Raw genomic sequence first — 22,277 nt, forward strand, 5'->3', positions numbered from 1 at the left:
GGGGCGGCTGTTCGAGGAAAAGACTGACGGTAGATGTCAGGTTTTGGAGGCAGGGTGGGGTCACCGGCCGTCGCTGGGGGATTGAGATGTGGACCGGACCCTTCGTACTAGGACTTGCCATGCGTGAAACCCGAGAAGAACTCGTCGAGCTCCAGGCCCTTCTGGACGACTCCCGTTCCCGTTCCACCGCGCATCTGCGCTCGATCATCAATGCGGAGAGGTCGGTGACCGCGGAGCGGCTCTGCCGGATCCTCACCGGCATGTGCACGCTGGCGCTGTCCACGGTGACCGCCAAGGGCGAGCCGCGGATCAGCGGCGTGGACGGGCACTTCCTGCACGGGAAGTGGCTTTTCGGCACGGCGCGCGACGCGGCCAAGGCCCGCCACATGGCCGCCCGCCCGGCCGTCAGCGCGGCGCACATGCGCGGCGAGGACCTGGGCGTGTTCACGCACGGGACGGTGGAGGCCCTCAACCCTCCGGGCGGCGAGCCGGCCGCGGACTGGCCGGACCTGCTCGCCTACCTCAAGGGCTTCTACGGCGAGAACGCCTTCGACTGGGACGAGGACGTCGTCTACTACCGGCTGCATCCGCACTGGATGGCCGCCTACGCGCCCGACCTCGCCAAGCTCACGGAGGCCTGATCAGGCGCTGAGGCGGCCTCGGAGGAGGGCCAGGAGGGTCGTCTGGACGTCGTCCAGGGAGCGGCCGGGCTGGAGGGCGCGCCAGTCCAGGGCGACGGTGAGGACCATGCCGAAGACGGCGGAGGCGGCCGTTCCGATGTCCAGGTCGGAGCGGAGGTCGCCCGTGGTGACCGCTTCGCGCAGGACGTCGGCCACGACGCCGATCGCGCGCTCGCGGATGAGGCGGGCCGCGTGCTGCCAGTCGCCGCCGGCCCGCCACGTCTCGGCGATCAGGAGCCGGGCGAAGGACTCGTGCTCGCCGACGAACGCGAGCTCGGCGGCGACGACGGCGTCCAGCGCCTCCAGCGGGGGGCGGCCGGACGCGGCGTCGCGCAGCGCGGTGGCGAGGCGGTCGACGCCGTACTCCAGCAGCGCCGCGAACAGCGCGGCCTTGCTGTCGAAGTTGTAGTAGACGGTGCCCTTGGCCACGCCGGCGCGCTCGGCGATCTGGTCGACGGTCGTCGCGGCGAGCCCGCTCTCGGCGATCAGCTCGATCGCCGCGGTGAAGAGCTTCTCCCGGGTCGCGATGCGGGCCACGTCCCCTGCCTTCCGATCAGAGCTTCAGTGCCGGGTGCAGGCGCTTCATCGTCCAGACCCGGTTGTGCCGGACGGTCAGGGCGGTGAGCGCGAGCCCGCCGGCCAGGAAGGCGGCCAGCACCGCACAACCCTGCCACACGGGCGTCAGGTCGCCGCCGCTGATCAGGTGCCGGACGGCGTCCACGACCCACGGCATCGGCAGGTACGGGCGGACGGCCTGGAAGAACGCCGGGCTCGTCTCGATCGGGTACGTGCCGGCGGCCGAGGTGAGCTGGAGCATCAGGAGCGCCAGCGCGATGATCCGGCCGACCGGCCCGAAGCGGGCGTTCACCCACTGGATCACCGCGAGGAACGCGGCGGACGCGAGCGCGAGGAACGCGACGAGGCCGGGCCAGTGCTCGGCGCGCAGGCCGAGCGCGAAGTGCAGGACGGCGAGGACGACGCAGGCCTGCGCCGCGCCGATCGCCGCGGCGGGCAGCCAGCCGGCGAGGGCGACGCGGCGGCCGGGCGCGGTGCCCGCGAGCGCGCGGGGGTTCAGCGGGCGCAGCAGCATGTAGATGATCATGCCGCCGACCCACAGGGACAGGGGCACGAAGAACGGCGCGAACCCGGTCCCGTAGTTGGGCACCTCGTTCTCGGTGGCGCTGGCGAGCCGCACCGGGTTGCTCATCATGTCGTCGCGCGCGGCGCGTTCCTTGCCGTCGTAGTCCGGGATCTGGGAGACGCCCTTGTTCAGGCCGTTCGCGAGCTGCTCGTTGCCGTCGGAGATCTGCGCCAGGGCCGTCTCCAGCGTCACCGCGCCGCCGGACAGCCGCCCCAGCCCGCCCTGGAGTTCGCCCGCGCCGCCCGACAGGGTGCCGAGACCGGTCGTGAGCCGGGACGATCCGGACAGCAGGCGACCGGCGCCCGCGTTGACCTGCCGGGTTCCGGCGTTGAGGCGGTCCACGTCGCGGCGCGCCCTCTCGACCTTGGCGGCCAGGGAGGGCGCGTCCTTCGCGATCGTGCGGGCGGCCCGCTCGACCGTGCGGGCGTCGGCGGCGACCTTGCGCAGGTCGCCGGTGTGGTCGCTGACGTAGCCGTCCACCTGCTTCGCGACGGTGACGACCTGCGCGGCCGCCCGGGTGAGGTCCCGGCGGACGTCCGCCGGGACCTCCGGGTGCGCGGCGAGATAGGCGTCCAGTTCGGCCTGCGCCCTCTCCGCCCGCTGGACGGCGGCGCCGGTCTGGGCGGGCAGCCGTCCGGCGCCGTCGGCGAGGGCGTCCGCCCCCTGGGCGACGGCGAGCGCGGCCCGGCGGATCTCGGGGGCGTTGTCCCTCAGCAGCGGGACGAGGGTGTCGCCCGCGCGGTCGACGGTCGTGGTCAGCCGCTGCATCCCGGCGGCGACCTGCCCCGTTCCGGTGCGGAGAGCCTCCAGGCCGGAGGTCAGATCGCCGCTGCCCGCGCGGGCCTCGTCGATGCCGCCCTTCAGCTTGCCCGCGCCCGCCTCGGCCTTCCCCGCACCTTCTGCGAGCTTGCCCGCGCCGTCGTGCGCCTGGCCGGAACCCGCAGCGAGCTCGTCCGCGCCCTGGGCCGCTTCGCCGAGTTCGCCGTGCAGCTTGCCGAACGACAGGAAGATCTGGTCGAAGTAGCCGTGCACGGCCTCGCTCCCGGCGGCGGCGCTGATCTCCTTGAACGCGGCCTGGGCGAGCGTCCCGACCACGTAGTTGTTCGCGTCGTTCATCTGGAGCCGCAACCCTGCCGGCGTAGGCGTTCCGTCACCGGACGGCGACGCGATCCGCGCGCTGAAGTCGGCGGGGATCGTCAGCGACATGTAGTACTTCCCCGACCGGACGCCCTCCTCGGCGTTCGCCGCGGAGACGGTGCGCCAGTCGAAGACCTTGCGCTTCTTCAATTCGTCCGCCAGGTCGGCGCCCGCGTGGACGGTCCTGCCGCCGGCCTTGGCGGGCTCGTCCTGGACGACCAGCGCGACCGGAACGTGCTGGAGCCGCGCGTAGGGGTCCCAGAACGACCAGAGATAGAGCCCCGCGTACAGCAGCGGGAGCAGGACGAGCCCGGCCATCGCGACGCGGGTCAGCCGGTTGCGCTGGAAGCGGCGCAGCTCAAGGCCGCCCGAGGTCAGTGCGGGAAGTCTCATCGGGGGGATGTCCTCGGCTAGAGCGGGAGCGTGTGCGTGGCGACGCCCTCGGCGGGCGCGGCGTCGTGGCAGGACGCGATGACGGTGACGCCGTCGGCGGCGATGGCGGCCAGGCGCCGCCACAGGTCGCGCTGCCGGTCGGCGGGCAGGCCCTCGTCGACGTCGTCGAGCAGGAGCAGTCCGGGGTCTCCGGCGAGCGCGAGGGCGGCGCCCAGGAGCTGGGCCTCGTCGGGCGCGAGTTCCTCGGCGAGCGTCCCGGGAGCGATGTCCAGTCCGACCCGTTCGAGGGTCCGGCGCCTGCGGGCCTCGCGGCCCCGGAACCGGCCGAGGACGCCTTCGCGCAGGGCGAGCGCCTCGTCGACGTGCTCCCGGACGGTCAGCGCCGGGTCGAGTTCGGTCACGCCCGGCACGATCCCGAGGGCCGCGACCCGCTGGATCCGCCTGAGTCCGGTGACCCCGCCCACCGCGACCGTGCCCGCGGCGGGCCGCATGCGCCCGGCGAGCGTGAGCAGCAGCGCCGTGCGCCCGGTGCCGGCGATGCCGCTGACGGCCATCAGCGCGCCGGCCGGGACGTCCAGTTCGACGTCGCGGAACACCCAGTCGCGCGCGCCCTTCGCTCCGAGGCCTCGCGCCCGCACGGACGATCCGCGCGCGGAAGCCGGACCGGCTCCGGGGCGGCCCCCGCCAGCCCCCGAGCCGATCGGGCGGGGTCCAGGGACGGGCACCGCGGTCCCCCCGGCCGCGGCGGCCGCCCCTGGAGTCTGGTGCTCGGACGTCATCGCGACCTTCCGGAGAGCCTGAATTTGAACTGACTGGTCAGTACAAACGTAGCTCCGCTTCCGACCTCACGAATCCACCCGAAGCGGTGACATCAGACACGTCACCCCCACGACTCGGGTCACACAGGACAGGTGAGTGATTTGAGTCACATAAGCCGCGTCCGACCAGGGAGTCGACGGTGCCGCTATTGGACGAGATGTCTGATCTGACAGACTTCAGGGATGACCGAGTCGTCACGCGCGCACCGCAGGCTGGCCACGCTCATGGCCGGGATGGGCACCCTCCACATGATCGCTCCGAAGCCGTTCGACGCGCTCGTCCCCGAGCGGCTCCCCGGCGGCCCGCGGACCTGGACCTACCTCAGCGGCGCGGCCGAACTGGCCTGCGCCGCCGCCGTCGCCCACCCGCGCACCCGCCGGGCGGGCGCCCTCGCCACCGCCGGCCTGATGGCGGCGGTCTTCCCCGCCAACGTGAAGATGGCCCGCGACTGGCGCCACCGCCCGCTGCCGTTCCGTGCGGCCGCCTACGGCCGCCTGCCGTTCCAGGCCCCCCTCATCGCCTGGGCCCTCCACGTGGCCCGCGAGGCCGACTGACGACCCGTCCACGCGGCTCCTCCCACAATGAGATCATTTGGCGGCGGTGCGGGTTGACGAGGGGCCGGGGAAAGTATGGAAGCACTCCGTCTTGAAGATCCTTCTGAGATCGGCGGCTACCCGCTGCTGGGACGTCTGGGCGCGGGTGGCATGGGGCAGGTCTACCTGGGGCTGACGAGCAGCGGGCGGCATGTCGCGCTCAAGGTGATCCGGGAGGACTTCGAGGGGCCGACGGCGCTCGCCCGGTTCCGGCGCGAGGTCGCGACCGTCGAGCGGGTGCGCAGCAGGTTCGCCGCCGCGATGGTCGGCGCCGGCCTGGACGCGCCGCCGTACTGGCTGGCGACGGAGTACGTCCCGGGGCCGACGCTCCGGCAGGCGGTGGCCGCGCACGGGCCGCTGCCACCCGAGACCTGCCTGCGGCTGCTGGTCGAGCTTGCCCAGGGGCTGCTGGAGATCCACCGGCACGGCGTCCAGCACCGCGACCTCAAGCCGGGCAACGTGATCCTCGCCCCGGACGGGCCGCGGCTGATCGACTTCGGCATCGCGCGCGGCGAGGGCCAGACGCAGATCACCCAGACCGGCGCGTGGAACGGCACCCCCGGCTTCGTCGCGCCCGAGGTCGTCCGCGAGCAGCAGCCCCTTCCCGCGTCGGACGTGTTCTCGCTCGCCGGCACGGTCGCCTACGCCGCCACGGGGCGCCCCCCGTTCGGCGGCGGCCGCATCGAGGCGATCATCCACCGGACGCTCAGCGGCGAGATCGACCTGGAGGGCGTCGACCCGCGCGTCGCCGGCCTGGTCCGGCAGTGCGCGCAGAAGGAGCCCGGGGCCAGGATCCCGCTGGAGCGGCTGCTCCAGCAGGTGCCCCCGCTCGGCCCCCTCGCCGCCGACCCCGCCTACCGGCGGATCGTGGGCGTCCCGCGGCCGATGCCCGCCAGCGTCACGGACGCGGTCGCGTCGGGCCTGGTCCCGGCCGACCGCACGAGGACGGTTCCGGGCCTCTCGCGCGGACGGACGCGCGCCGCCGTCATCGCGGCGGGCGCCGGGGTGGCCGCCGTCGTCCTCGTGGGCGCCTTCCTCGCGCGGTACGTCCTCAACGGTGACGGCGGCGCCGAAGAGAACGGGAAGAAGCCGCAGGCCGGGCAGGGGACGCAGGGCGGAACCGCGACCGGCGGCCCCGCGGGCACGACCCCCGGCGCCAAGACCACGGGCGCGGCCAACGGCGTCCCACCGGACCGGATCCTGGTCAAGCAGCCGGGCGAACTCACGGACCTTCGGTGGACCCAGGCGAGCAAGACGTGCCAGCCCGCCGCTCGTCCGGAGGACTTCGACCTCACCAGCGACACCCAGACGTCAGTACCGCGCGAGCCCTACACCGGGAAGACCGTCGACTTCGGGCTGCGCTTCAAGTACGCGGAGCCGTCCAAGTACTACGTGGCCATCCAAGTGCGCCCCCCAGCGGAGCAGCAGGGGAACGGCGTCACCGGGGTGGTGCAGAGCAAGCCGCACCTGTACCCCGGCCAGGCGGCGTGGCTGAACATCCACTACCCGTCGGAGTTCAGCTGGGAGGGCGCCGGAAACGGCACCTACCCGTTGATGAAGGGCGACTGGACGGTCATCTGGTTCCACGTCCGTCCGAACGGCGACGCCTACTACCTGACCTGCGACGGCTTCACCGTCGCCTAGACCGGGTCAGCGGACGGCGATGACGGCGGAGCCGTGGCCGAAGAGGCCCTGGTTCACGGCGATGCCGGCCCGCGCGTTCTCCACCTGCCGGCCCTCGGCCTGACCGCGCAGCTGCCAGGTCAGCTCGCAGACCTGCGCGATCGCCTGCGCCGGGATCGCCTCGCCGAAGGAGGCGAGCCCGCCGCTCGGGTTGACGGGGACGCGGCCGCCGAGCGTCGTGGCGCCCGACCGGAGCAGCTCCTCGGCGCCGCCCCGCTCGCACAGGCCGATGTCCTCGTACCAGTCGAGTTCGAGGGCCGTGGACAGGTCGTAGACCTCGGCGAGGGACAGGTCCTCGGGGCCGAGGCCCGCCTCCTCGTAGGCGGCGTGCGCGATCGCCGACCGGAACGGCCGCTCGGGCACCGGGACGGTCATCGCCGAGTCCGTCGCGAAGTCGGGCAGGTCCAGGACGGTCTTCGGGAACGTGGGCGTCACCGTCGACAGCGCGGGGATGCGCACCGGGTCGGCGATCCCGTGCTCGCGCGCGAACTCCATGGACGTCAGGACGAGAGCCGCGCCGCCGTCGCTGGTGGCGCAGATGTCCAGCAGGCGCAGCGGGTCGGCGACCACGGCGGACTCGCGTACGTCCTCCACGGTCACCTCCTTGCGGTACCGGGCGTTGGGGTTCGCCAGCCCGTGCCGGGCGTTCTTCACCTTGACGGCGGCGAAATCGTCGAGCGTCGCGCCGTACATGGCCATCCGCCGTCGCGCGTACAGGGCGAAGTAGATGGGGTTGGTCGCGCCCAGGAGGCGGAAGCGGAGCCAGTCGGGGTCGTCAGGACGGTCCCCGCCGACGGGCTTGAAGAAGCCCTTGGGCGCGGCGTCGGCGCCGACGACCAGCGCGACGTCGCACAGGCCCGCGAGGATCTGCGCGCGCGCGTTGTTGATGGCCTGCGCCCCGGACGCGCACGCGGCGTAGCAGCTGGACACGCGCGCACCCGACCAGCCGAGCGCCTGCGCGAACGTCGCGCCCGCGATGAACCCCGGGTAGCCGTTGCGGATGGTGTCCGCGCCCGCCACGTACTGGACGTCCGTCCACGCGAGGCCCGCGTCGGCGAGCGCGGCCCGCGCCGCCGCGAGCCCGTACTCGACGAAGTTGCGTCCCCACTTGCCCCACGGATGCATGCCCGCACCCAGCACGGCGATGTCGCGCGTCATCTGACGGGCCTCCACATCCAGACGGTGTACTCGGCCTCGTCGTCCTCGTAGAGGACGCCCTCGGTCAGCTCGACCTCCATGCCGACCGCGAGGTCGTCGACGGTGTGGCCGGGGGCGACCTGCCCGAGGACGACCATGCGCTCGGCTTCGAGCTCGACGGCCGCGACGGTGTACGGGACGTACGGGTCGGGGGAGACGTACGGGGGCGGCGGCTTGTAGCGGGAGTCGGCGTAGGACCAGATGCGCCCGCGCGCCGACAGTGCGTACGGCTCCAGCTCGGAGCCGTCCTTCGGTCCGGCGCAGCCCGGGTTGCGGCAGGCCAGCTCGTTGCGCGGGAAGTACGGCGTTCCGCAGGCGCCGCAGCGGGTACCCAGCAGGCGGACGTCGCCGTCCCCGGTGGTGAACCAGCCCTCGATCGCCGGACGGCGTTCCTTGGTCGTGGTCACGCGGTCCTCCTCGTCTCCGACCGGGCGCAGCGTAACAACCGAGCAAGCGCTCGGAACGCGGCGTGTCCGGTGAGCGGGACGGACCCGGCACCGGCCGGCGAACCCACCTAACTGACTCGTCAGTCACTTCGGTACAGTGAACCGAGTCGGATTCTGCTCAGGCCGCCCGGAGGGTGCGAACAGCCAGGCCCCCAGGGTGCCAACAGGTAGGGAGCGTGCGGATGCGGACCGGACTAGAGGGCAAGACGGCGCTGATCACCGGGGCGTCCCGGGGGATCGGGAAGGCGATCGCCACCGCGCTCGCCGCCGAGGGGGCGAACGTGGTCCTGTCCTCCCGAAAGCAGGAGGCGCTGGACGAGGTCGCCAAGGAGATCGCCGCGGCCCACCCGGGTGCGGGGGTCCTGGCCAAGGCGGCGCACGTGGGCGACGCCGAGCAGGCCGCCGCCTGCGTGGACGCGGCCGTCGCCGAGTTCGGCGGCCTCGACGTCCTCGTCAACAACGCCGGCACGAACCCCTACTTCGGCCCGATGGCCGACATCGAGCCCGCCGCCGCGGCCAAGACCGTCCAGGTCAACCAGTTCGCGATCGTGCAGTGGACGCAGCTCGCACTGCGCGCCTCCCTCGCCGAGCGCGGCGGCGCGATCATCAACATCGCGTCGGTCGGCGGGATGATGACCGAGCACGGCATCGGCTACTACAACGCCACCAAGGCCGCCGTGATCCACCTCAGCCGGCAGTTCGCGATGGAGCTGGCTCCGAAGGTGCGCGTGAACTGCATCGCGCCCGGCCTGGTCAAGACGCACCTCGCCCGCGCCCTGTGGGAGGACAACGAGGCCGAGATCAGCAGGCACATGCCGCTCGGCCGCCTGGGCGAACCCGAGGACATCGCCGACGCCGCGGTGTTCCTCGCGGGCGACGCCTCGTCCTGGATGACCGGGCAGACGCTCGTCGTGGACGGCGGCGCCACCATCCGGGCCTCGATCGCCTGACCGCCCGGGAACAGAGCCAGGAACAGGAGAAGCGCATGTCACGCTGGGGACTGACCATTCCGCTGACCGGCCTCCCGCTGGCCGAGCACCGCGAGATCGTTTCCGGGCTGTCCGGGCTCGGCTACACCGACGCCTGGTCGGCCGAGACGAACGGCGCCGACGCCTTCACCCCGCTGGCGCTCGCCTCGCAGTGGGACCCCGGGCTGCGCCTCGGACCGGCGATCGTCCCGGTCTACACGCGCGGCCCCGCCCTGCTGGCCCAGCAGGCCGCCACCCTCGCCGACCTCGCGCCCGGACGGTTCGTCCTGGGCATCGGCACCTCGTCCGACACGATCGTGCAGCGCTGGAACGGCATCCCGTTCGACGAGCCCTACAAGCGCACCCGCGACACGCTGCGTTTCCTCCGCAGGGCGCTCGCGGGGGAGAAGGTGAAGGAGGAGTACGAGACCTTCGCCGTGAAGGGCTTCAAGCTGGAGAGCGCACCGGCGACGCCGCCGCCGATCGTCCTCGCGGCGCTGCGCCCCGGGATGCTGCGGCTCGCCGCCCGCGAGGCCGACGGCGCGATCACCAACTGGCTCGCGCCCGGGGACGTCCGGACGGTCCGCGGCGCCCTCGGCGACGAGCCGGAGCTGATCGCGCGGCTGTTCGTCTGCCCCACGGCCGACCCCGAGGAGGCCCGCGCCATCGGCCGCTGGATGATCGCCGCGTACATGACGGTCCCCGTCTACCGGGCGTTCCACGAGTGGCTCGGACGCGGCGAGGCGCTGCGCCCGATGAACGAGGCGTGGGCGGCCGGCGATCGCAAGAAGGCACTGGAGGTCATCCCGGACGAGGTGGTGGACGACCTGATCGTGCACGGCTCCCCGGAGCGGTGCCGGGCCCGCGTCCGCGAGTACGTCGACAGCGGCCTCACCACCCCCGTGCTGGCGATCGTTCCGGGCGGGGGCCTCTCACAGGCGGAGGCGGTGCGGGCGCTCGCCCCGAGTGCGGACTGAGATCGTCCGATCACGTCCCGATGTTTACGGCCGGGAGGAGCGGGGAGGGTGGGGCAAATCCCGACAGCGAACGAAGAGACGTGAGGAGCTGATCGTGCTCACCCTGACCAGCGGTGCCGTCCAGGTCATCCGTACGGTGACCGCCAATCCGGAGCTTCCGCCCGAGACCGGCATCCGCATCGAGTCCGGGCTCGACGGCTCGGACGCGCTGCGGCTCTCGGTGGCCCCGGCCCCCGAGGCAGGCGACCAGGTCGTGGAGGAAGAGGGCGCCAAGGTGTACCTGGAACCCACGGTCGCCGAGATGCTCGACGACAAGACTCTCGACGCCCAGGTCGACCCGCAGGGCGACGTGGCCTTCACCATCGCGGAGGGGGCGGAGGGAACTCCCACCTGACGTAGGAGGACGAGACCGGGGCGCGCCCGCCGGGCCGTCCCGGTCTCGTGTTCTCCGAGCGTGTCAGCGCATCGCCGCGACCACGGCGACCACGGCGAACACGAACGCCGCCGCGGTGAGGACGGCGAACGCGGCGATCACCGCACAGGCCAGGGCTCGCGGCTGGTCGCGCCAGGCGGGGGAGCGGTCGCGCGCCTGCCGGTCCGGTTCTCGCCGGAACGACCGTCCCGCGTCCGGGGGGTCGGGCGAAGGCGGGGTCGTCACGAGCGCCAGTGTTGCAGATAGATCGCTCCACCCGCCGCCCGCCCGGGACGTGTCATCGCGGGGCCCGGAGCCCGCGTCCCCGCCGCCTCCGGACACCGGTCAGTCCGGGAACGACGGGTGCGGGCCGAGGGCCCAGTACTCGAAGAGGCCGTAGCCCGTGGTGGCGCCGCTGGGCTGCGCCCCGTCCAGGTACTCGTACCGGCCGACCGCGTCGACCATGCCCCACATCCGGGCCGCGTCGCCGGGCTCGCGGGTGTCGTAGGTGACGCCCTGTACCTTCAGGTCGGGTCCCTGGTACATGCCGTGCTTCCAGTCGGGCTCCAGCCCGTAGCCGGTGCCGACCATGAGGTGGACGGGCAAGATCGGCGTCGCCTTCACCTCGAACGGCTCCCCGCCGGGCGGCGCGAACCGGAGCGTCGCCGTGACCACCTCCCGGGTGCCCTCCGCGTACTCCGGGCGGTACTCGGGACGTCCCAGATACTCGGGCTCGCGGTCGGGCCACACGCGGGTGGCCTCTTCCAGGAGGCGGCGCCCCTTCTCGTCCTCCTGCACGATGCAGAGGATGGCGTGGTCCTCGAACTGCATCGGTGCGTAGAGCCAGTAGAACGTCCCCGCGTTCTTCGCCTGGATGCCCGGCGGCTCCGGCTCGCCCACGGGCCGGACGCCCCAGGAGCGGTCCCGCGAGCCCCACCAGTGGTCGGGCGTGACCTCGATCGTCTCGCCGTCGACCGTGATGGAGCCCGTCCATCGGCCGGTCTGCGCGAGGCGGCGGGAGTCGAAGACGACGCGCTCCTGCCAGCGCAGGTAGTGCGGCGGCTCCAGCGTCGCCGGGACGGAGCCCTCCCACGTGAGGTCGAACGAGAGGCCGTGCCCGTTCTCGTCCAGGACGACCCGGAGCCGCTTCAGCCCCTCGATGACCTCGACGCGGAACGGCCCGACCGTGGTGTCCATCCGGTCGTTCCCGAGTTCGCGGGACGCCCGGACGACCTTGTGCACCGGCCCGCGCCGCACGACCGCGAACGCGTCCATGACGCCGAGGTTCGGGTACTGCCCGATCCCGATGATCATCATGAGGTCGTCCGAGCACGGGTGGACGTTGAAGTAGTACCGGTCGTAGAAGTTGCGGTCGGAGGTGGTGACGTGCCGCATCACCTCCGGCGCCTGGTGGATCGGGTAGTCGTCGAGCGGCGAGAGCGTCACCGGTCCCCTCCCAGGATGCGGGCCAGCAGCTGCGTGCAGTTGTTGTCGTGGGGAAAGTCGGCCGACTCCTCGATCCAGCCGAAGTCGATCATCGCCTGCCCGATCCGCGCCATGATCACCGAGAACTTGAAGCCGGACAGGATCTCGTAGTACGCCATGTGGCGCATCGGGCGTCCGAGCAGCTCCTCGTAGCGGGCGACGGTCTCGGCGTAGGACGGGAAGCCCGCCAGCCGGGCCGCGCCGACGCCCTCGGAGTGGTGCCGGTCCAGGAACATGAACCAGGCGAGGTCCTCCTCGGGTGCGCCGAGCACGGCGCCCTCCCAGTCCAGCACCGCCGCGGGCGCGCCGTCCTGGAAGATCACGTTGCCGATGCGGGCGTCGCCCCACAGCGCGACGGGGTCGTCCGGCTCGTCGGGGCGGTTCGCCTTCAGCCAGTCCAGGGCCCTGAGCGCCGTCTCCTGCGGACCCCGGTAGGCCCAGCCGAGGTAGTGCTCGTAGTAGTTGAGCCGCTGGTCGAGGCCGGGCGCCCCCCAGGCCGGCTGGTCGAGGAAGCCCAGGCCCAGGGCGCCGACGTCCAGCCGGTGCAGCCGCGCCATGATCTCCAGGGTGGACCACCACATCGCGGCCCGCTCGCCCGGCGGGACCTCGGTCACCCAGCCGTCCATGTGGTAGGGCGGCATGTCGGTCGGGACGCGGCCGTCGACGCGGCCCATCACGAAGAACGCGGCGCCGAGCACGTCGCGGGACGGCTCGTACCAGCGGATCGGCGGCACCGGGATGGTGGTGCGCTCGTCCAGGATCCGCATCAGCCGGTACTGCTCCTCGAACCGCGGCTCGGGGAAGATCTGGTACTTCTCCGGCGCGACCCGCGCGACGAGCGGCTCGTGCCTTGGCGCGCCGTCCTCGCCGCTCCATTCGGCTTCGAACAGCAGGGTCTCGTTGGAGAATCCGCTCGTCTGGGGGGTGTCCACGTGCGGGATGCGGACGCCGGGCAGACGGCCGTCCAGCCACCGCGTGAGGGACCGCCTGGTGATCTCGGGATCGCGCTGGTCGGGAACGGGCATCGCACCGCCTCCTTGCCGTGCCTGCTGGCCGGGGTCGCGCCCAAATTAGAACGTGTTCTATCAACGGTGCGGGGGGTGGTCAATGGGCGGGGCGGCCCCCGTGAAAAAATCGCCGGATGCGTCTCACCAAGCTCGGACACGCGTGCGTGCAGCTCACCGAGGACGACCGCACGATCCTCATCGACCCCGGCTCGTTCAGCGAGGCCGGGGACGCGCTGGCCGCCGCCGACGCCGTACTGATCACCCACGAGCACTTCGACCACTTCGACCCCGACGCGCTGCGCGCCGCGATGGCCGAGCGCCCCGCGCTGGAGGCGTGGACGTCCCGCGCCGTGGCCGAGAACCTCGCCGACCTCGGCGGACGCGTCCACCAGGTCGGCCACGGCGACGCCGTCACGATCGCCGGCTTCGACGTCCACGTCTACGGCGAGGACCACGAGCTCATGCACCCCGACCTGCCCCCCGTCCCGAACGTCGGGTTCCTGGTCGACGGCGAGGTCTTCCACCCGGGGGACGCGCTGACCGTCCCGTCCGAGCCCGTCCCGACGTTGTGCCTGCCCGGCAACGCGCCCTGGATGCGCGCGCTCGACCTGTACGAGTACACGCGGGCGGTCCGCCCGGGCCGCGCCTTCGCCATCCACGACGGGCTGCTCAACGACATCGGCCTCCAGGTGATGGAACACGTCCTCACCAGCGCCGGCGACGAGCTCGGCAAGGAGTTCGTGCGCCTCACCCCCGGCGCCTCCGTGGACCTGGCCGCCGAGTGAACGCCTCCCCCCGCATCCCCCCGGCGGCCGGGCCTCAGGCCGGCGAGCGCGCCGGCGCCGCCGAGCAGGGAGCCGGCCTTCCCACGCCCCGCTCCATCCAGGCCGTGTTCTTCGACATCGGCGAGACCCTTATCAACGAGGGCGAGATCTACGGGCGCTGGGCCGACTGGCTCGGCGTGCCCAGGCACACCTTCCTCACCAAGCTCGGCGCGCTGCTCGCGACCGGTGGCGACCACATGGACCTGTTCGAGTACTTCCGCCCGGGCTTCGACCTGGAGGACGAGCAGCGGCGCCGCGAGGAGGCGGGCGTCCCGAACGGGTTCGGACCGGACGACCTGTACCCGGACGCGCGGGCGTGCCTGTCGGGCCTGCGCGACCAGGGCCTGTTCGTCGGGATCGCGGGCAACCAGCCGGTCCAGGCGGCGGAGCAGATGGCGGAACTGGGCCTGGACGCCGACGTCGTCGGCATCTCGGACGTGTGGGGCGTCAGCAAGCCGTCCCACGAGTTCTTCGAGCGCTGCGCCCAGCTCGCCGACGTGCTGCCCGACCGCGTCCTGTACGTGGGGGACCGCATCGACAACGACGTCCGGCCCGCCGTGGAGTTCGGGATGCGGGCGGCGTTCCTGCGCCGCGGCCCCTGGGGGAACATCCAGAAGGACGACGAGGCGCTCGGCGAGTGCCTGTTCGTGCTCGACGACCTGGCCGCCCTGCCGAGTCTCGTCGCCGACCACAACGCCGACCGCACTCTGGGGCAGGCCGCCCCCTAGGGGACGTCCCGTACTCCTGAGGTAGCAGCAGGGAACGGGCCGCGAGAGCGATGTGAGGCCGCCCGTCCGGTTCGTAGCGTGAGAGACATGGCCGCGAAGACCGCGGCCGTGTTCACCGCTCGACGAATCGGGGAGAGAAGAACCCATGAACGGCCTCTACCGCCCGCGCCGCGACCGCGTCATCGCCGGGGTCTGCGCCGGCCTCGCGCGCCGGTTCGGCATGACCCCCTGGACCGTCCGGATCCTGTTCCTGCTCTCGTGCCTGCTGCCCGGGCCGCAGTTCGTCGTCTACCTGGTCCTCTGGGTCATGATGCCGAACGAGGACCGCCACATGGCCGGCGCCCGCTAACTCAAGATCAACGATTGCGCTCGACCGGGGCCGCCCGGGGGTGTTGAATCGGGGCACCACCATTCCCGTGGGGAGGAGCCGCGGTGCCTGACGAGGCTCCGGGTCCCGGCCGGCCGGACCGCGCCCTGGACGAAGCCGCCGCGCGGGAGGCAGACCACGCGGCGCGACTGCTCGGGTACCTGCGCGACCTGGCGCGGTCCCGGTGGCGCCCCTCGCGCGACCTCGCCGACCACGACCACGTCCACTGGCTGGCCGGACTGCCCGGCGACGTCTACGTGGAGGCCGACGCCGGGCCCGGCGAGGTGCTGTTCAGCGTCCCGGTCATCCCGCTGACGCCGCCGGTCGTGCTGGAGGAGTTCGACGGCTGGCTCGCCCTGCGCAACTGGTACCGCATCCTGCGCGACCTGTCCGGCGAGGAGGCTGTCCTCGCGACGGGCCTGCTGTCGTGGCGGCCCGCCGTCCACGACCACCTGCTGAGCACGCCCGTCCGGATCGTCCTGGACGAGCGCACCGAGCGCGTCGACGTCGTCCTCGCCGGGCACACGACCCTGCGCGACCGGGAACTGCTGTCCGGCCACCCCGGCTTCCGGCCCGCGGACTGGATCGCCGACGCCGTCCAGGCCGGGCAGGGCTTCGGCCTCAACGCCTCCGTCGGGGACGTCCTGCGCAAGTGGTGCCAGGTCGCGCTGACGAGCCCCGCCGACTACCGCGAGGACTGGACGCCCGACGCCGACGCCGCCTCACCCGTCCCGCGCCTGCGGCTCGCGCCCGCGCTGGTCGTCCGCCCGGCGCGCCGCGAGGCCGTCGCCGACCACCACGCCAGGCTGCTGAGCCTGCTGCCGCGCGGCGTCCCCGAGGGTGTCGCGCGGTTCGTCTCACCCGAGCTGAAACCGCAGGTCATGCACATACCGGAGCGGGCGCCGGAGACCGTCCCCGACCTGATGGCCGGGCTGCTGGCGCGGGGCCGCCGGGTGCTCGTCGCCACGTCCGGCCCGGCCGCGTCCGCCGCGCTGCGCGGCGCGCTCCCGCCCGGCCTCGCCGCCCTCACCGCCACCGACGCGGCCATGGCGGCCCGCGTCGCCGAGGCGGTCCGCGCCGCGGGAGACCCCGGCCTCGACGCCCTCGCCGAGCGCGAGGAGGCCGCCGCCCTGCGGGTCGCCGAGATCACCGAGCGGCTGCGCGGCGGCGGGCCCCCGGAGCCCCCGCAGGACCTGCGCGGCGAGGAGCCCGAGCTGTCGTGGATGCCGGTCCGGCCCGACCTTCCGCCGGGCCCGCCGATCTCCCGGTCCGAGGCCGCCGAACTGGTCGTCCTCCTCGCGGAGGAGACCGCCGCCCGCAAGGCCCGCACCGAGCAGCGCGACGTCGACCCGGGCGCGCTGCCGAGCGCCGCCTACGTCCGCACCCTGATCGAGGCGGAGAGCGCCGCCGCCGAGCGCGCCGAACGGTCCAGGACCGAGCTGTCGCAACTCCTTCGCGACAGCGACGTCACCCTCCTCGCCCGCCTCGACGGGGACGCCTCCGTCGTCGGCGCCGCGCTCCGCGACCTCGGGCTGGAGGGCCACCCGGGCGGCTGGAACCCCTCCGACCTCGCCGTCCGCGCCCTCGGCGACGCCCTCGCCGAGCGCCGCCCCCTCATCTGGGCCCGCGTCGTGGAGATGACGTCCCGCGCGCAGTGGGCCGAGCACGCCCTAGGCGAGCTGAGCGGCCACCGCGTCGAGCTGCCCTCCGACGCCGACCTGCGCGGCCTCGCCGCCGCCGCCCAGGACCTGCGCGCCTACCTGGCGGACGGCGGCGCCCTCAAGCGCGGCCCGCTGCGCTCCGGGGCCCAGCGCCAGGCCGAACCCCTCCTCGCCACCGTGAAGGTGGACGGTGCGGCGCCGACGACGCCGGAGCTGCTCGACATCGTCAACACCGACCTCATGGTGCGGATCACCTGCCGGGAGCTGCAGTACGTGTGGGAGGCGGCCGGCATCTCCTTCCCCGCCGACCTGCCGCCCGGCGAGCGCGTCGCCCGCTTCGTCCGCGCGCACGCCCGGCTCGCCCGCGTCCGCGACGCGATGACCGCGCTGGACTCGACGCGGCGGCTCCTCGAACGCTCCGGCTTCCGCGTCCCGCTCGCCCATCCGATCCAGTGGCACGACTACGCCGCCGCCCTGCGCAACGCCCTGGAAGGGCTCGGCGTGAGCCGCGCCACCGCCGACCTGGACGCCCTCCGCGACTCGATCGGCCCCGCCGACGGCGACGATCCCCCCGAGCTGCGCGCCGCGCTCGCCGCCGTCGACGCCCGCGACGCCGCCGCCTACGGCCGCGCCCTCGGCGCCCTCGCCGAGGCCCGGCACGAGCGCTCCCGGCAGATCCGCTGCGAGGAACTGGTCGCCCGCGTCCGCGCCGTCCACCCCGACCTCGCCAACCTCATGATCGCCACGGACGGCGACGAGGTCTGGCACGCCCGCACCCGCCGCTGGGACGACGCCTGGACGTGGGCCCGCCGCCGCGCCGCCGCCACCGGCCCCGCCGCCGCGGACCGCCTGCGCGACGCCCTCGCCGAGGCCGAGGGCGCCCTGCGCGAGGCCCGCGCCGACCTCACCTCCGCCCGCGCCGCCGCGGCCGCCCGCGCCCGCTCCGGACCCGACATCGTGCCCGCCTGGATCCTGCCCCTGTGGCGCGTCCCGGACGTCCTCCCACCCGCCCCCGACGGCTTCGACGTCGTCATCGTCGACGGCGAGCACGAGGCCGGCGCCGAGGCCCTCTTCGTCCTGTGGCACGCGCCCCGCACCATCCTCGTCGGCCCGTCCGGCCCCGACCTCCCACCCCCCGAGGGCCCGCCGCCGAACCCTCGCCTCCCGTCCGGCCTGCACGAAGTCATCACCCCCACCACCCCGCTCTTCACCGCCCTCACCGCCCCCCGCACCCGGCCGGAGCGGCCGGACGTGACCCAGCGGGACATCCCGATCCAGCCGCCGAGGCCCAAGCCGCACGAGCCCCCGCGCCCGCAGACTCCGGCCCCGGGCCCGCCGCCGCGCAAGGAAGCGGAAACGAGACCCCGAGACCCGCGCCCGCTGGAACGTCCGAAGGAACCGCGCCAGGACGCGCGGCGGCCCGATGTGACGCAGCAGGACGTACGGGCTCGCCCGCCTGCGCGCCCCGGCGCGGGCGCGTCCGGGCAGGGCATCCCCCCGCGCCGCCTGGACGCGGCACGACGGGAAGCGCAGGGCGAGGCGCAACCCCGCCCCGGCGGCCGCGCGGCAGGCATTCCACCCCGGCGGCTGGACGCCATGAGGCGAGACGACCCCACCAAGGAAGCGGGCACGCAGCCCACAGGCCCCAACCCACGCGTCCCAGAGCCCGAGCACGCTCAGCCTCCCAGCCACTCAGACATCCCAGCAATCTGGGGCAAACCAGGCCCCCTGCCAAAACCCCCACAGCAGCCGCACCCGCAGGCAGAGAACCCGGCGCGAACGGCTCCCGCGCCGCAGGCGCAGCCTGGGCACCAGGTACCGTCCCGCCCGCAGTCGGACGATCCCACGCAGGCGGGCCCCCGGCAGCGCCCCCAGCAACCGCAGCCGCATACACAGGCGGAGGGCCCGGCGCGGACGGGCCCCGCGCCGCAGGCGCCGCCCCGCCACCAGGTACCAGCTCGCCCGCAGTCGGCGGATGCTGCGCAGGCGGGCCCCCGGCAGGAGCGTCCGCAACAATCGCAGCCGCGCCCGCAGGCGGAGGGCCTTGCACGGACGGGTCCTGCGCCGCAGGCGCAGCCTGGGCAACAGGTACCGTCTCGCGCGCAGGCGGAGGATGCCGCGCAGGTGGAACCCCGGCAGCGCCCCCAGCAACCGCAGCCGCGCTCGCAAACCGAGTCCCCGCCGCAGGCGGAGGCCCGGCAGGAGCGTTCGCGGCGCCCGGAGGGTTCGGGTGGGCAGGCGAAGGTGCGGCGGGGGCGGTCGATCGCGTCCTACAAGCGGCCCGAGCTGGTCGAGATCGTCGGGCATGTCGCCGAGCTTGAGCCGGATCTCACCGACGACCAGATCGTCGAGCTGGTCACGCGGCTCCTCGGGTGTCCGGAGGACGAGGCGCTGCTCGTCGGGGCCCGGCTGCGGTACGCGGTGGAGGCGTACCGGGAGGGCACCCGGTAGCGCTCACCGGGCCGACCGGCGAAAGGTCGTGCGGGAGCGCGCGTGACACAAGTGTGGAATAGAGCATTCCGTTCTGTTAGTGTGGAGGCATGACGCGGACACTGGATCGCCGGACGTTGAACCGGGCGGCGCTGGAGCGGCAGCTGCTTCTGGAGCGCTCGCGCATGCCCGTCCTGGACGCGGTCGAACGGCTCGTCGCCATCCAGGCGCAGGAGACGAACATGCCGTACATCGGGCTCTGGACGCGGCTGGAGGGCTTTCGCCGCGACGACCTCACGGGGCTCCTCTACGACCGGTCCGCGGTGCGCAGCTCGATCCTGCGGGGGACGCAGCACATGGCGTCCGCCGCCGACTACCTGTGGATGCGTCCCCTCGTCGAGGAGAGCCTCCTGCGCGGGCGCCAGGCGGCCTTCGGCAGCGCCACCCGGGGCTGGGACCTGGACGAGCTCGCCACCGAGGCGCGCAGGCTCCTGGCGGGACGGACCCTCACCCGCCCGCAGCTCGGCCGCGCCCTCGCCGAGCGCTGGCCCGACCGCGACCCGCTGGCGCTCGGCTGGTCGGCGCAGGCGCTGGTCTCCGTCGTCCATCCGCCGCCCAGCGGGACGTGGAACACCGGCGGCGCGACGCCGTTCGCCCTGGCGGAGGAGTGGATCGGGCGCCCGCTCTCCAAGGAGTCGCCGGACCGCCTGATCCGCCGCTACCTGGCGGCGTTCGGCCCGGCCTCCGTCAAGGACTTCCAGATGTGGTCCGGAATGCGCCGTATGGACGCCGCCTTCGAGGAGCTCCGCCCGTCCCTCCAGACCTACCGGGACGAGGACGGCGTCGAGCTCTTCGACCTTCCCGGCATGCCGCTCCCGGACGCCGGCGTCCCCGCGCCCGTCCGCTTCCTCCCGGCCTTCGACAACCTGATCCTCGCCTACGCCGACCGGAGCCGCATCATGACGGACGAGCAGCGCAAGGCGGTGTGCGTGGGGGCGCTCACCAAGCCGTCCCTTCTCGTCGACGGCCGGGTCCACGGCGTGTGGACGCTCAAGCACGACCGGAAGGCGGGTCGCGCCGAGCTGACCGTGGAACTGCTCGCGCCGCTCGCCGACGAGGAGCCCGTCCGCCAGGAGGCGGCCCGCCTCCTGGCGTTCGCGGCCGACGGCGCCGACCACGTCCTGCGCTTCACGCGGTGAGCCCGCCGGACGTCAGACGATCGGCATGGTGACCGCGAGCGGCCAGGCCAGCAGCACGCCGCCGACGAGCGCGGTCACCCACGCCGGGGCGCGGACCGCGCGCAGCGCCGCGGCCTGGACGCCCTGCCACACCAGGAGACCGGCGATCAGCGGCGACACCAGCAGCACGAACGACGAGACGGCCCCGACGAGGGCCGCGGCGAGGAGCGCGGCCAGCGCGGCCATCGCCGCCCAGGCGTGCACGCCGATCGCGGTCGTCCGCTCATGCCCGGCGCACAGCGCCTCGACCCCGAGGCAGTAGAGGGCGGCGCCCACGGTGATCGGGACGAGCGCCCACATCCGCGGGCCGACCGGCACCGCGTGCGCCCACCCCAGCTGGGCAGGGACGGCGAACGACACCACGGTCCATACGACCAGGACGGCCGCAGCCGCCACCGTCCGCGCCCTGGGCCGTTCGCCGAGGAAACCGGCGTCCCTCGCGCAGACGAGCGCCACCACGCCGGCGACGCCGAAGAACCCGGCGAGCGGACCCGCCACCGCGAGCGGCAGATGGAAGAACCCCATCACGGGCACCGCGACCCCGGCCGCGAACGCCGCCGCCACCAGCGCGAGCCTCACCGGGACGCGGCGGCGCGCCCGGACGTCCGAGGGGCGTCCGAGCAGCGCCGAGGCGATCGCCCCGAAGGTCAGCACGGCCGCCAGGTGCAGCAGCAGCGCCGACCCCGCCCGCTGGACGACCCGCACGTCCGGGACGGGCGCCGAGCGACGCCCGAACGCCGCGTCGAGCCAGGCGCCGGTCTCGCGATGGGTGCGCGCGCTGAACAGCACGCCGACATGCTCGACGCCCGCGACGATGACGGCCCGCCGCGCCGTCCCGTCCCGCGGGTCACCGTACGTCGCCTCTGGCCGCCCCTCCGGGTAGACGTTCCGCAGCGCCTGGACGGCGCCGTCGCGATACGCGGGAAACTCCAGCCCACCGGCGACCAGCAGTACGTTCCGGACGGCCGCCGGCACTGCCATGACCCCCTGCGAGATGGCGACCGTCGCCCCGATCGACGGATGCGCCGCGCCGTACCGGATGACCGCGGCGGCCCCCAGCGAGTGCCCGACGAGCCCGATGCGCTCGCCGTCCACCCACGGCACGGCCCGCAGGTGCGTGACGGCGACGTCCAGATCACGGTCGAGCCGCGCGTCGGCGGCGGGCCCGTCCCCGTTTCCGGGCAGCCGCCGCGTGTTGGCTCCGTGCCCCGCGAGATCGACCAGCGCCACCGCGTACCCGCGCCGCGCCAGCGTGTCCGCGAACCCGCGCATCAGCCGCCCGCTCGCCCCGAGTCCGTGCGCCACCACGACACCCGGCACCTGCCCGGACGCCCCGGAGCCCCGCACGATCTCGACCGGCACCCCGTCCACCACCGAGGCCCGCCGCCGAAGCCCCGCGTCCGCCGCGAGCACCCCCACACCCCCGACGACGGCACAAAGAACCCCCACCACCAACGCCACGATCCGCAGGGGAGTCAGGCCGCGGCGTCCTCTCCCACGGTGATCGTGAAGGTGGTGTGCATGGCCCTGGCGATGCGGTCCAGCATCGCCAGGGTGGGGATTCCGCCACCTCCTTCGAGCCGCGACAGCGCAGGCTGGGTGATGCCGGCGCGCTCGGCGACGACCGCCTGAGTGAGCCCGAGTTCAATGCGGCGTTCGCGCACCATGTCACCGAGACGGAGGTCGAGCCCCGCCTGCTCGTACTCGGGATGGGCCGTGGCTCCTTCCCGCAGCCGCTTCGCGCGGTAGGCCCGCCACCCGCTGTGCCCGGCCATCACTCGCTCCTTTCGTAGACGTGCCCTGCAGGTGCCAAGTGGGACGACTCGCGTCCGCGAGCCGACGGTAGCCAGTAGGTGATTCGCCACGCGGTGTCCTCCAAGTGGAGACGCAACTCACGAACGCCCTCTCGTAACGCCCTGGTGTGGTCGCCGTCGAGGAGCTCGCCTCGGTCCACAAGGTGGTCGTCCACGTTCCGCATGACGCGCTGGTACTGAACGAAGCTCAGAGTGTCCAGCCATGTGACGACCTCGGGTTCCATCTCGATCTCGAACATACCATCCAAGTTATATGTCTTCGATGTTATGGGGTTGC

22 protein-coding genes are annotated in these 22,277 nt (G+C 73.6%); 11 read left to right on the plus strand and 11 right to left on the minus strand.

Annotated elements, in window-relative coordinates:
• The first annotated feature begins 119 nt into the window (after positions 1–119).
• Complete coding sequence (locus tag BJY14_RS27555) at positions 120–641, plus strand: pyridoxamine 5'-phosphate oxidase family protein (protein WP_179846254.1); 522 nt, start codon at positions 120–122, stop codon at positions 639–641.
• Here BJY14_RS27555 and BJY14_RS27560 read toward each other — a convergent pair whose 3' ends face one another.
• The 3 genes from BJY14_RS27560 to BJY14_RS27570 are packed head-to-tail and all read right to left on the minus strand — an operon-like array spanning position 642 to position 3,989.
• Positions 642–1,217, minus strand: coding sequence for a TetR/AcrR family transcriptional regulator (locus BJY14_RS27560; protein ID WP_179846255.1), 576 nt, complete (start codon positions 1,215–1,217; stop codon positions 642–644). It abuts the gene before it with no gap.
• 16 nt (positions 1,218–1,233) lie between these two features.
• Complete coding sequence (locus tag BJY14_RS27565; RefSeq protein ID WP_179846256.1) at positions 1,234–3,351, minus strand: YhgE/Pip domain-containing protein; 2,118 nt, start codon at positions 3,349–3,351, stop codon at positions 1,234–1,236.
• Between the two features lie 17 nt (positions 3,352–3,368).
• Positions 3,369–3,989 carry an ATP-binding cassette domain-containing protein gene (locus BJY14_RS27570; protein ID WP_312879435.1) on the minus strand — a complete coding sequence of 207 codons (621 nt, stop codon included), beginning with the start codon at positions 3,987–3,989 and terminating at the stop codon, positions 3,369–3,371.
• A 363-nt stretch (positions 3,990–4,352) separates the two neighbouring features.
• On the opposite strand from BJY14_RS27570, the gene BJY14_RS27575 reads away from it, so the two are divergent.
• Positions 4,353–4,724, plus strand: a complete 372-nt coding sequence (locus BJY14_RS27575; protein WP_179846257.1) for a DoxX family protein — start codon at positions 4,353–4,355, stop codon at positions 4,722–4,724.
• A gap of 75 nt (positions 4,725–4,799) precedes the next feature.
• Positions 4,800–6,407: a serine/threonine protein kinase gene (locus BJY14_RS27580; RefSeq protein WP_179846258.1), complete on the plus strand. Its 1,608-nt coding sequence runs from the start codon at positions 4,800–4,802 to the stop codon at positions 6,405–6,407.
• 6 nt (positions 6,408–6,413) lie between these two features.
• Here the strand turns inward: BJY14_RS27580 and BJY14_RS27585 are convergent, their stop codons facing one another.
• On the minus strand, positions 6,414–7,604 hold the full coding sequence (locus BJY14_RS27585) for a lipid-transfer protein (RefSeq protein ID WP_179846259.1): 1,191 nt from the start codon (positions 7,602–7,604) through the stop codon (positions 6,414–6,416).
• Positions 7,601–8,050: a Zn-ribbon domain-containing OB-fold protein gene (locus BJY14_RS27590; protein WP_258942055.1), complete on the minus strand. Its 450-nt coding sequence runs from the start codon at positions 8,048–8,050 to the stop codon at positions 7,601–7,603. Before BJY14_RS27590 ends, BJY14_RS27585 begins: the two co-directional genes overlap by 4 nt.
• A gap of 221 nt (positions 8,051–8,271) precedes the next feature.
• Between BJY14_RS27590 and BJY14_RS27595 the strand changes: the two genes are divergently transcribed.
• From BJY14_RS27595 to BJY14_RS27605, 3 genes are all read left to right on the plus strand, one after another.
• Positions 8,272–9,039, plus strand: coding sequence for an SDR family oxidoreductase (locus BJY14_RS27595; protein ID WP_179846260.1), 768 nt, complete (start codon positions 8,272–8,274; stop codon positions 9,037–9,039).
• Between the two features lie 35 nt (positions 9,040–9,074).
• On the plus strand, positions 9,075–10,034 hold the full coding sequence (locus BJY14_RS27600; RefSeq protein WP_179846261.1) for an LLM class F420-dependent oxidoreductase: 960 nt from the start codon (positions 9,075–9,077) through the stop codon (positions 10,032–10,034).
• A gap of 94 nt (positions 10,035–10,128) precedes the next feature.
• Positions 10,129–10,428, plus strand: coding sequence for a Fe-S cluster assembly protein HesB (locus BJY14_RS27605; protein WP_067637647.1), 300 nt, complete (start codon positions 10,129–10,131; stop codon positions 10,426–10,428).
• Positions 10,429–10,491: 63 nt separating this feature from the next.
• On the opposite strand, the gene BJY14_RS27610 is transcribed toward BJY14_RS27605, so the two are convergent.
• The 3 genes from BJY14_RS27610 to BJY14_RS27620 form a co-directional block, all read right to left on the minus strand.
• Positions 10,492–10,692 (minus strand): hypothetical protein, encoded by a 201-nt coding sequence (locus BJY14_RS27610; RefSeq protein ID WP_179846262.1) that lies wholly within the window; start codon positions 10,690–10,692, stop codon positions 10,492–10,494.
• Between the two features lie 99 nt (positions 10,693–10,791).
• Positions 10,792–11,892, minus strand: a complete 1,101-nt coding sequence (locus tag BJY14_RS27615; protein WP_179846263.1) for an Rv3169 family protein — start codon at positions 11,890–11,892, stop codon at positions 10,792–10,794.
• The gene (locus BJY14_RS27620; RefSeq protein WP_179846264.1) at positions 11,889–12,956 is read right to left on the minus strand and encodes a phosphotransferase family protein; all 1,068 of its coding nucleotides are present in this window, start codon (positions 12,954–12,956) and stop codon (positions 11,889–11,891) included. The genes BJY14_RS27615 and BJY14_RS27620 overlap by 4 nt, the downstream gene beginning before the upstream one ends.
• A 116-nt stretch (positions 12,957–13,072) precedes the next feature.
• On the opposite strand from BJY14_RS27620, the gene BJY14_RS27625 reads away from it, so the two are divergent.
• The 5 genes from BJY14_RS27625 (at position 13,073) to BJY14_RS27645 (ending at position 20,147) form a co-directional block, all read left to right on the plus strand.
• Positions 13,073–13,723 (plus strand): MBL fold metallo-hydrolase, encoded by a 651-nt coding sequence (locus BJY14_RS27625; RefSeq protein WP_179846265.1) that lies wholly within the window; start codon positions 13,073–13,075, stop codon positions 13,721–13,723.
• A complete protein-coding gene (locus BJY14_RS27630) occupies positions 13,720–14,490 on the plus strand; it encodes an HAD family hydrolase (RefSeq protein ID WP_312879436.1) in 771 nt (256 codons plus the stop codon). The genes BJY14_RS27625 and BJY14_RS27630 overlap by 4 nt, the downstream gene beginning before the upstream one ends.
• A gap of 145 nt (positions 14,491–14,635) precedes the next feature.
• Positions 14,636–14,839 carry a PspC domain-containing protein gene (locus BJY14_RS27635; RefSeq protein ID WP_173397798.1) on the plus strand — a complete coding sequence of 68 codons (204 nt, stop codon included), beginning with the start codon at positions 14,636–14,638 and terminating at the stop codon, positions 14,837–14,839.
• A gap of 83 nt (positions 14,840–14,922) precedes the next feature.
• On the plus strand, positions 14,923–18,969 hold the full coding sequence (locus BJY14_RS27640; RefSeq protein WP_179846266.1) for a hypothetical protein: 4,047 nt from the start codon (positions 14,923–14,925) through the stop codon (positions 18,967–18,969).
• An 89-nt stretch (positions 18,970–19,058) separates the two neighbouring features.
• Complete coding sequence (locus BJY14_RS27645; protein ID WP_179846267.1) at positions 19,059–20,147, plus strand: winged helix DNA-binding domain-containing protein; 1,089 nt, start codon at positions 19,059–19,061, stop codon at positions 20,145–20,147.
• 12 nt (positions 20,148–20,159) lie between these two features.
• Here BJY14_RS27645 and BJY14_RS27650 read toward each other — a convergent pair whose 3' ends face one another.
• The 3 genes from BJY14_RS27650 to BJY14_RS27660 are packed head-to-tail and all read right to left on the minus strand — an operon-like array spanning position 20,160 to position 22,239.
• Positions 20,160–21,647: an alpha/beta hydrolase gene (locus BJY14_RS27650; protein WP_179846268.1), complete on the minus strand. Its 1,488-nt coding sequence runs from the start codon at positions 21,645–21,647 to the stop codon at positions 20,160–20,162.
• Positions 21,648–21,661: 14 nt separating this feature from the next.
• On the minus strand, positions 21,662–21,961 hold the full coding sequence (gene relB, locus BJY14_RS27655) for a type II toxin-antitoxin system RelB family anti-toxin (RefSeq protein WP_179846269.1): 300 nt from the start codon (positions 21,959–21,961) through the stop codon (positions 21,662–21,664).
• The gene (locus BJY14_RS27660) at positions 21,961–22,239 is read right to left on the minus strand and encodes a type II toxin-antitoxin system RelE/ParE family toxin (RefSeq protein WP_179846270.1); all 279 of its coding nucleotides are present in this window, start codon (positions 22,237–22,239) and stop codon (positions 21,961–21,963) included. Before BJY14_RS27660 ends, relB begins: the two co-directional genes overlap by 1 nt.
• Positions 22,240–22,277: the final 38 nt, after the last annotated feature.

Source organism: Actinomadura luteofluorescens (assembly GCF_013409365.1).
Taxonomy (GTDB): Bacteria; Actinomycetota; Actinomycetes; order Streptosporangiales; family Streptosporangiaceae; genus Spirillospora; species Spirillospora luteofluorescens.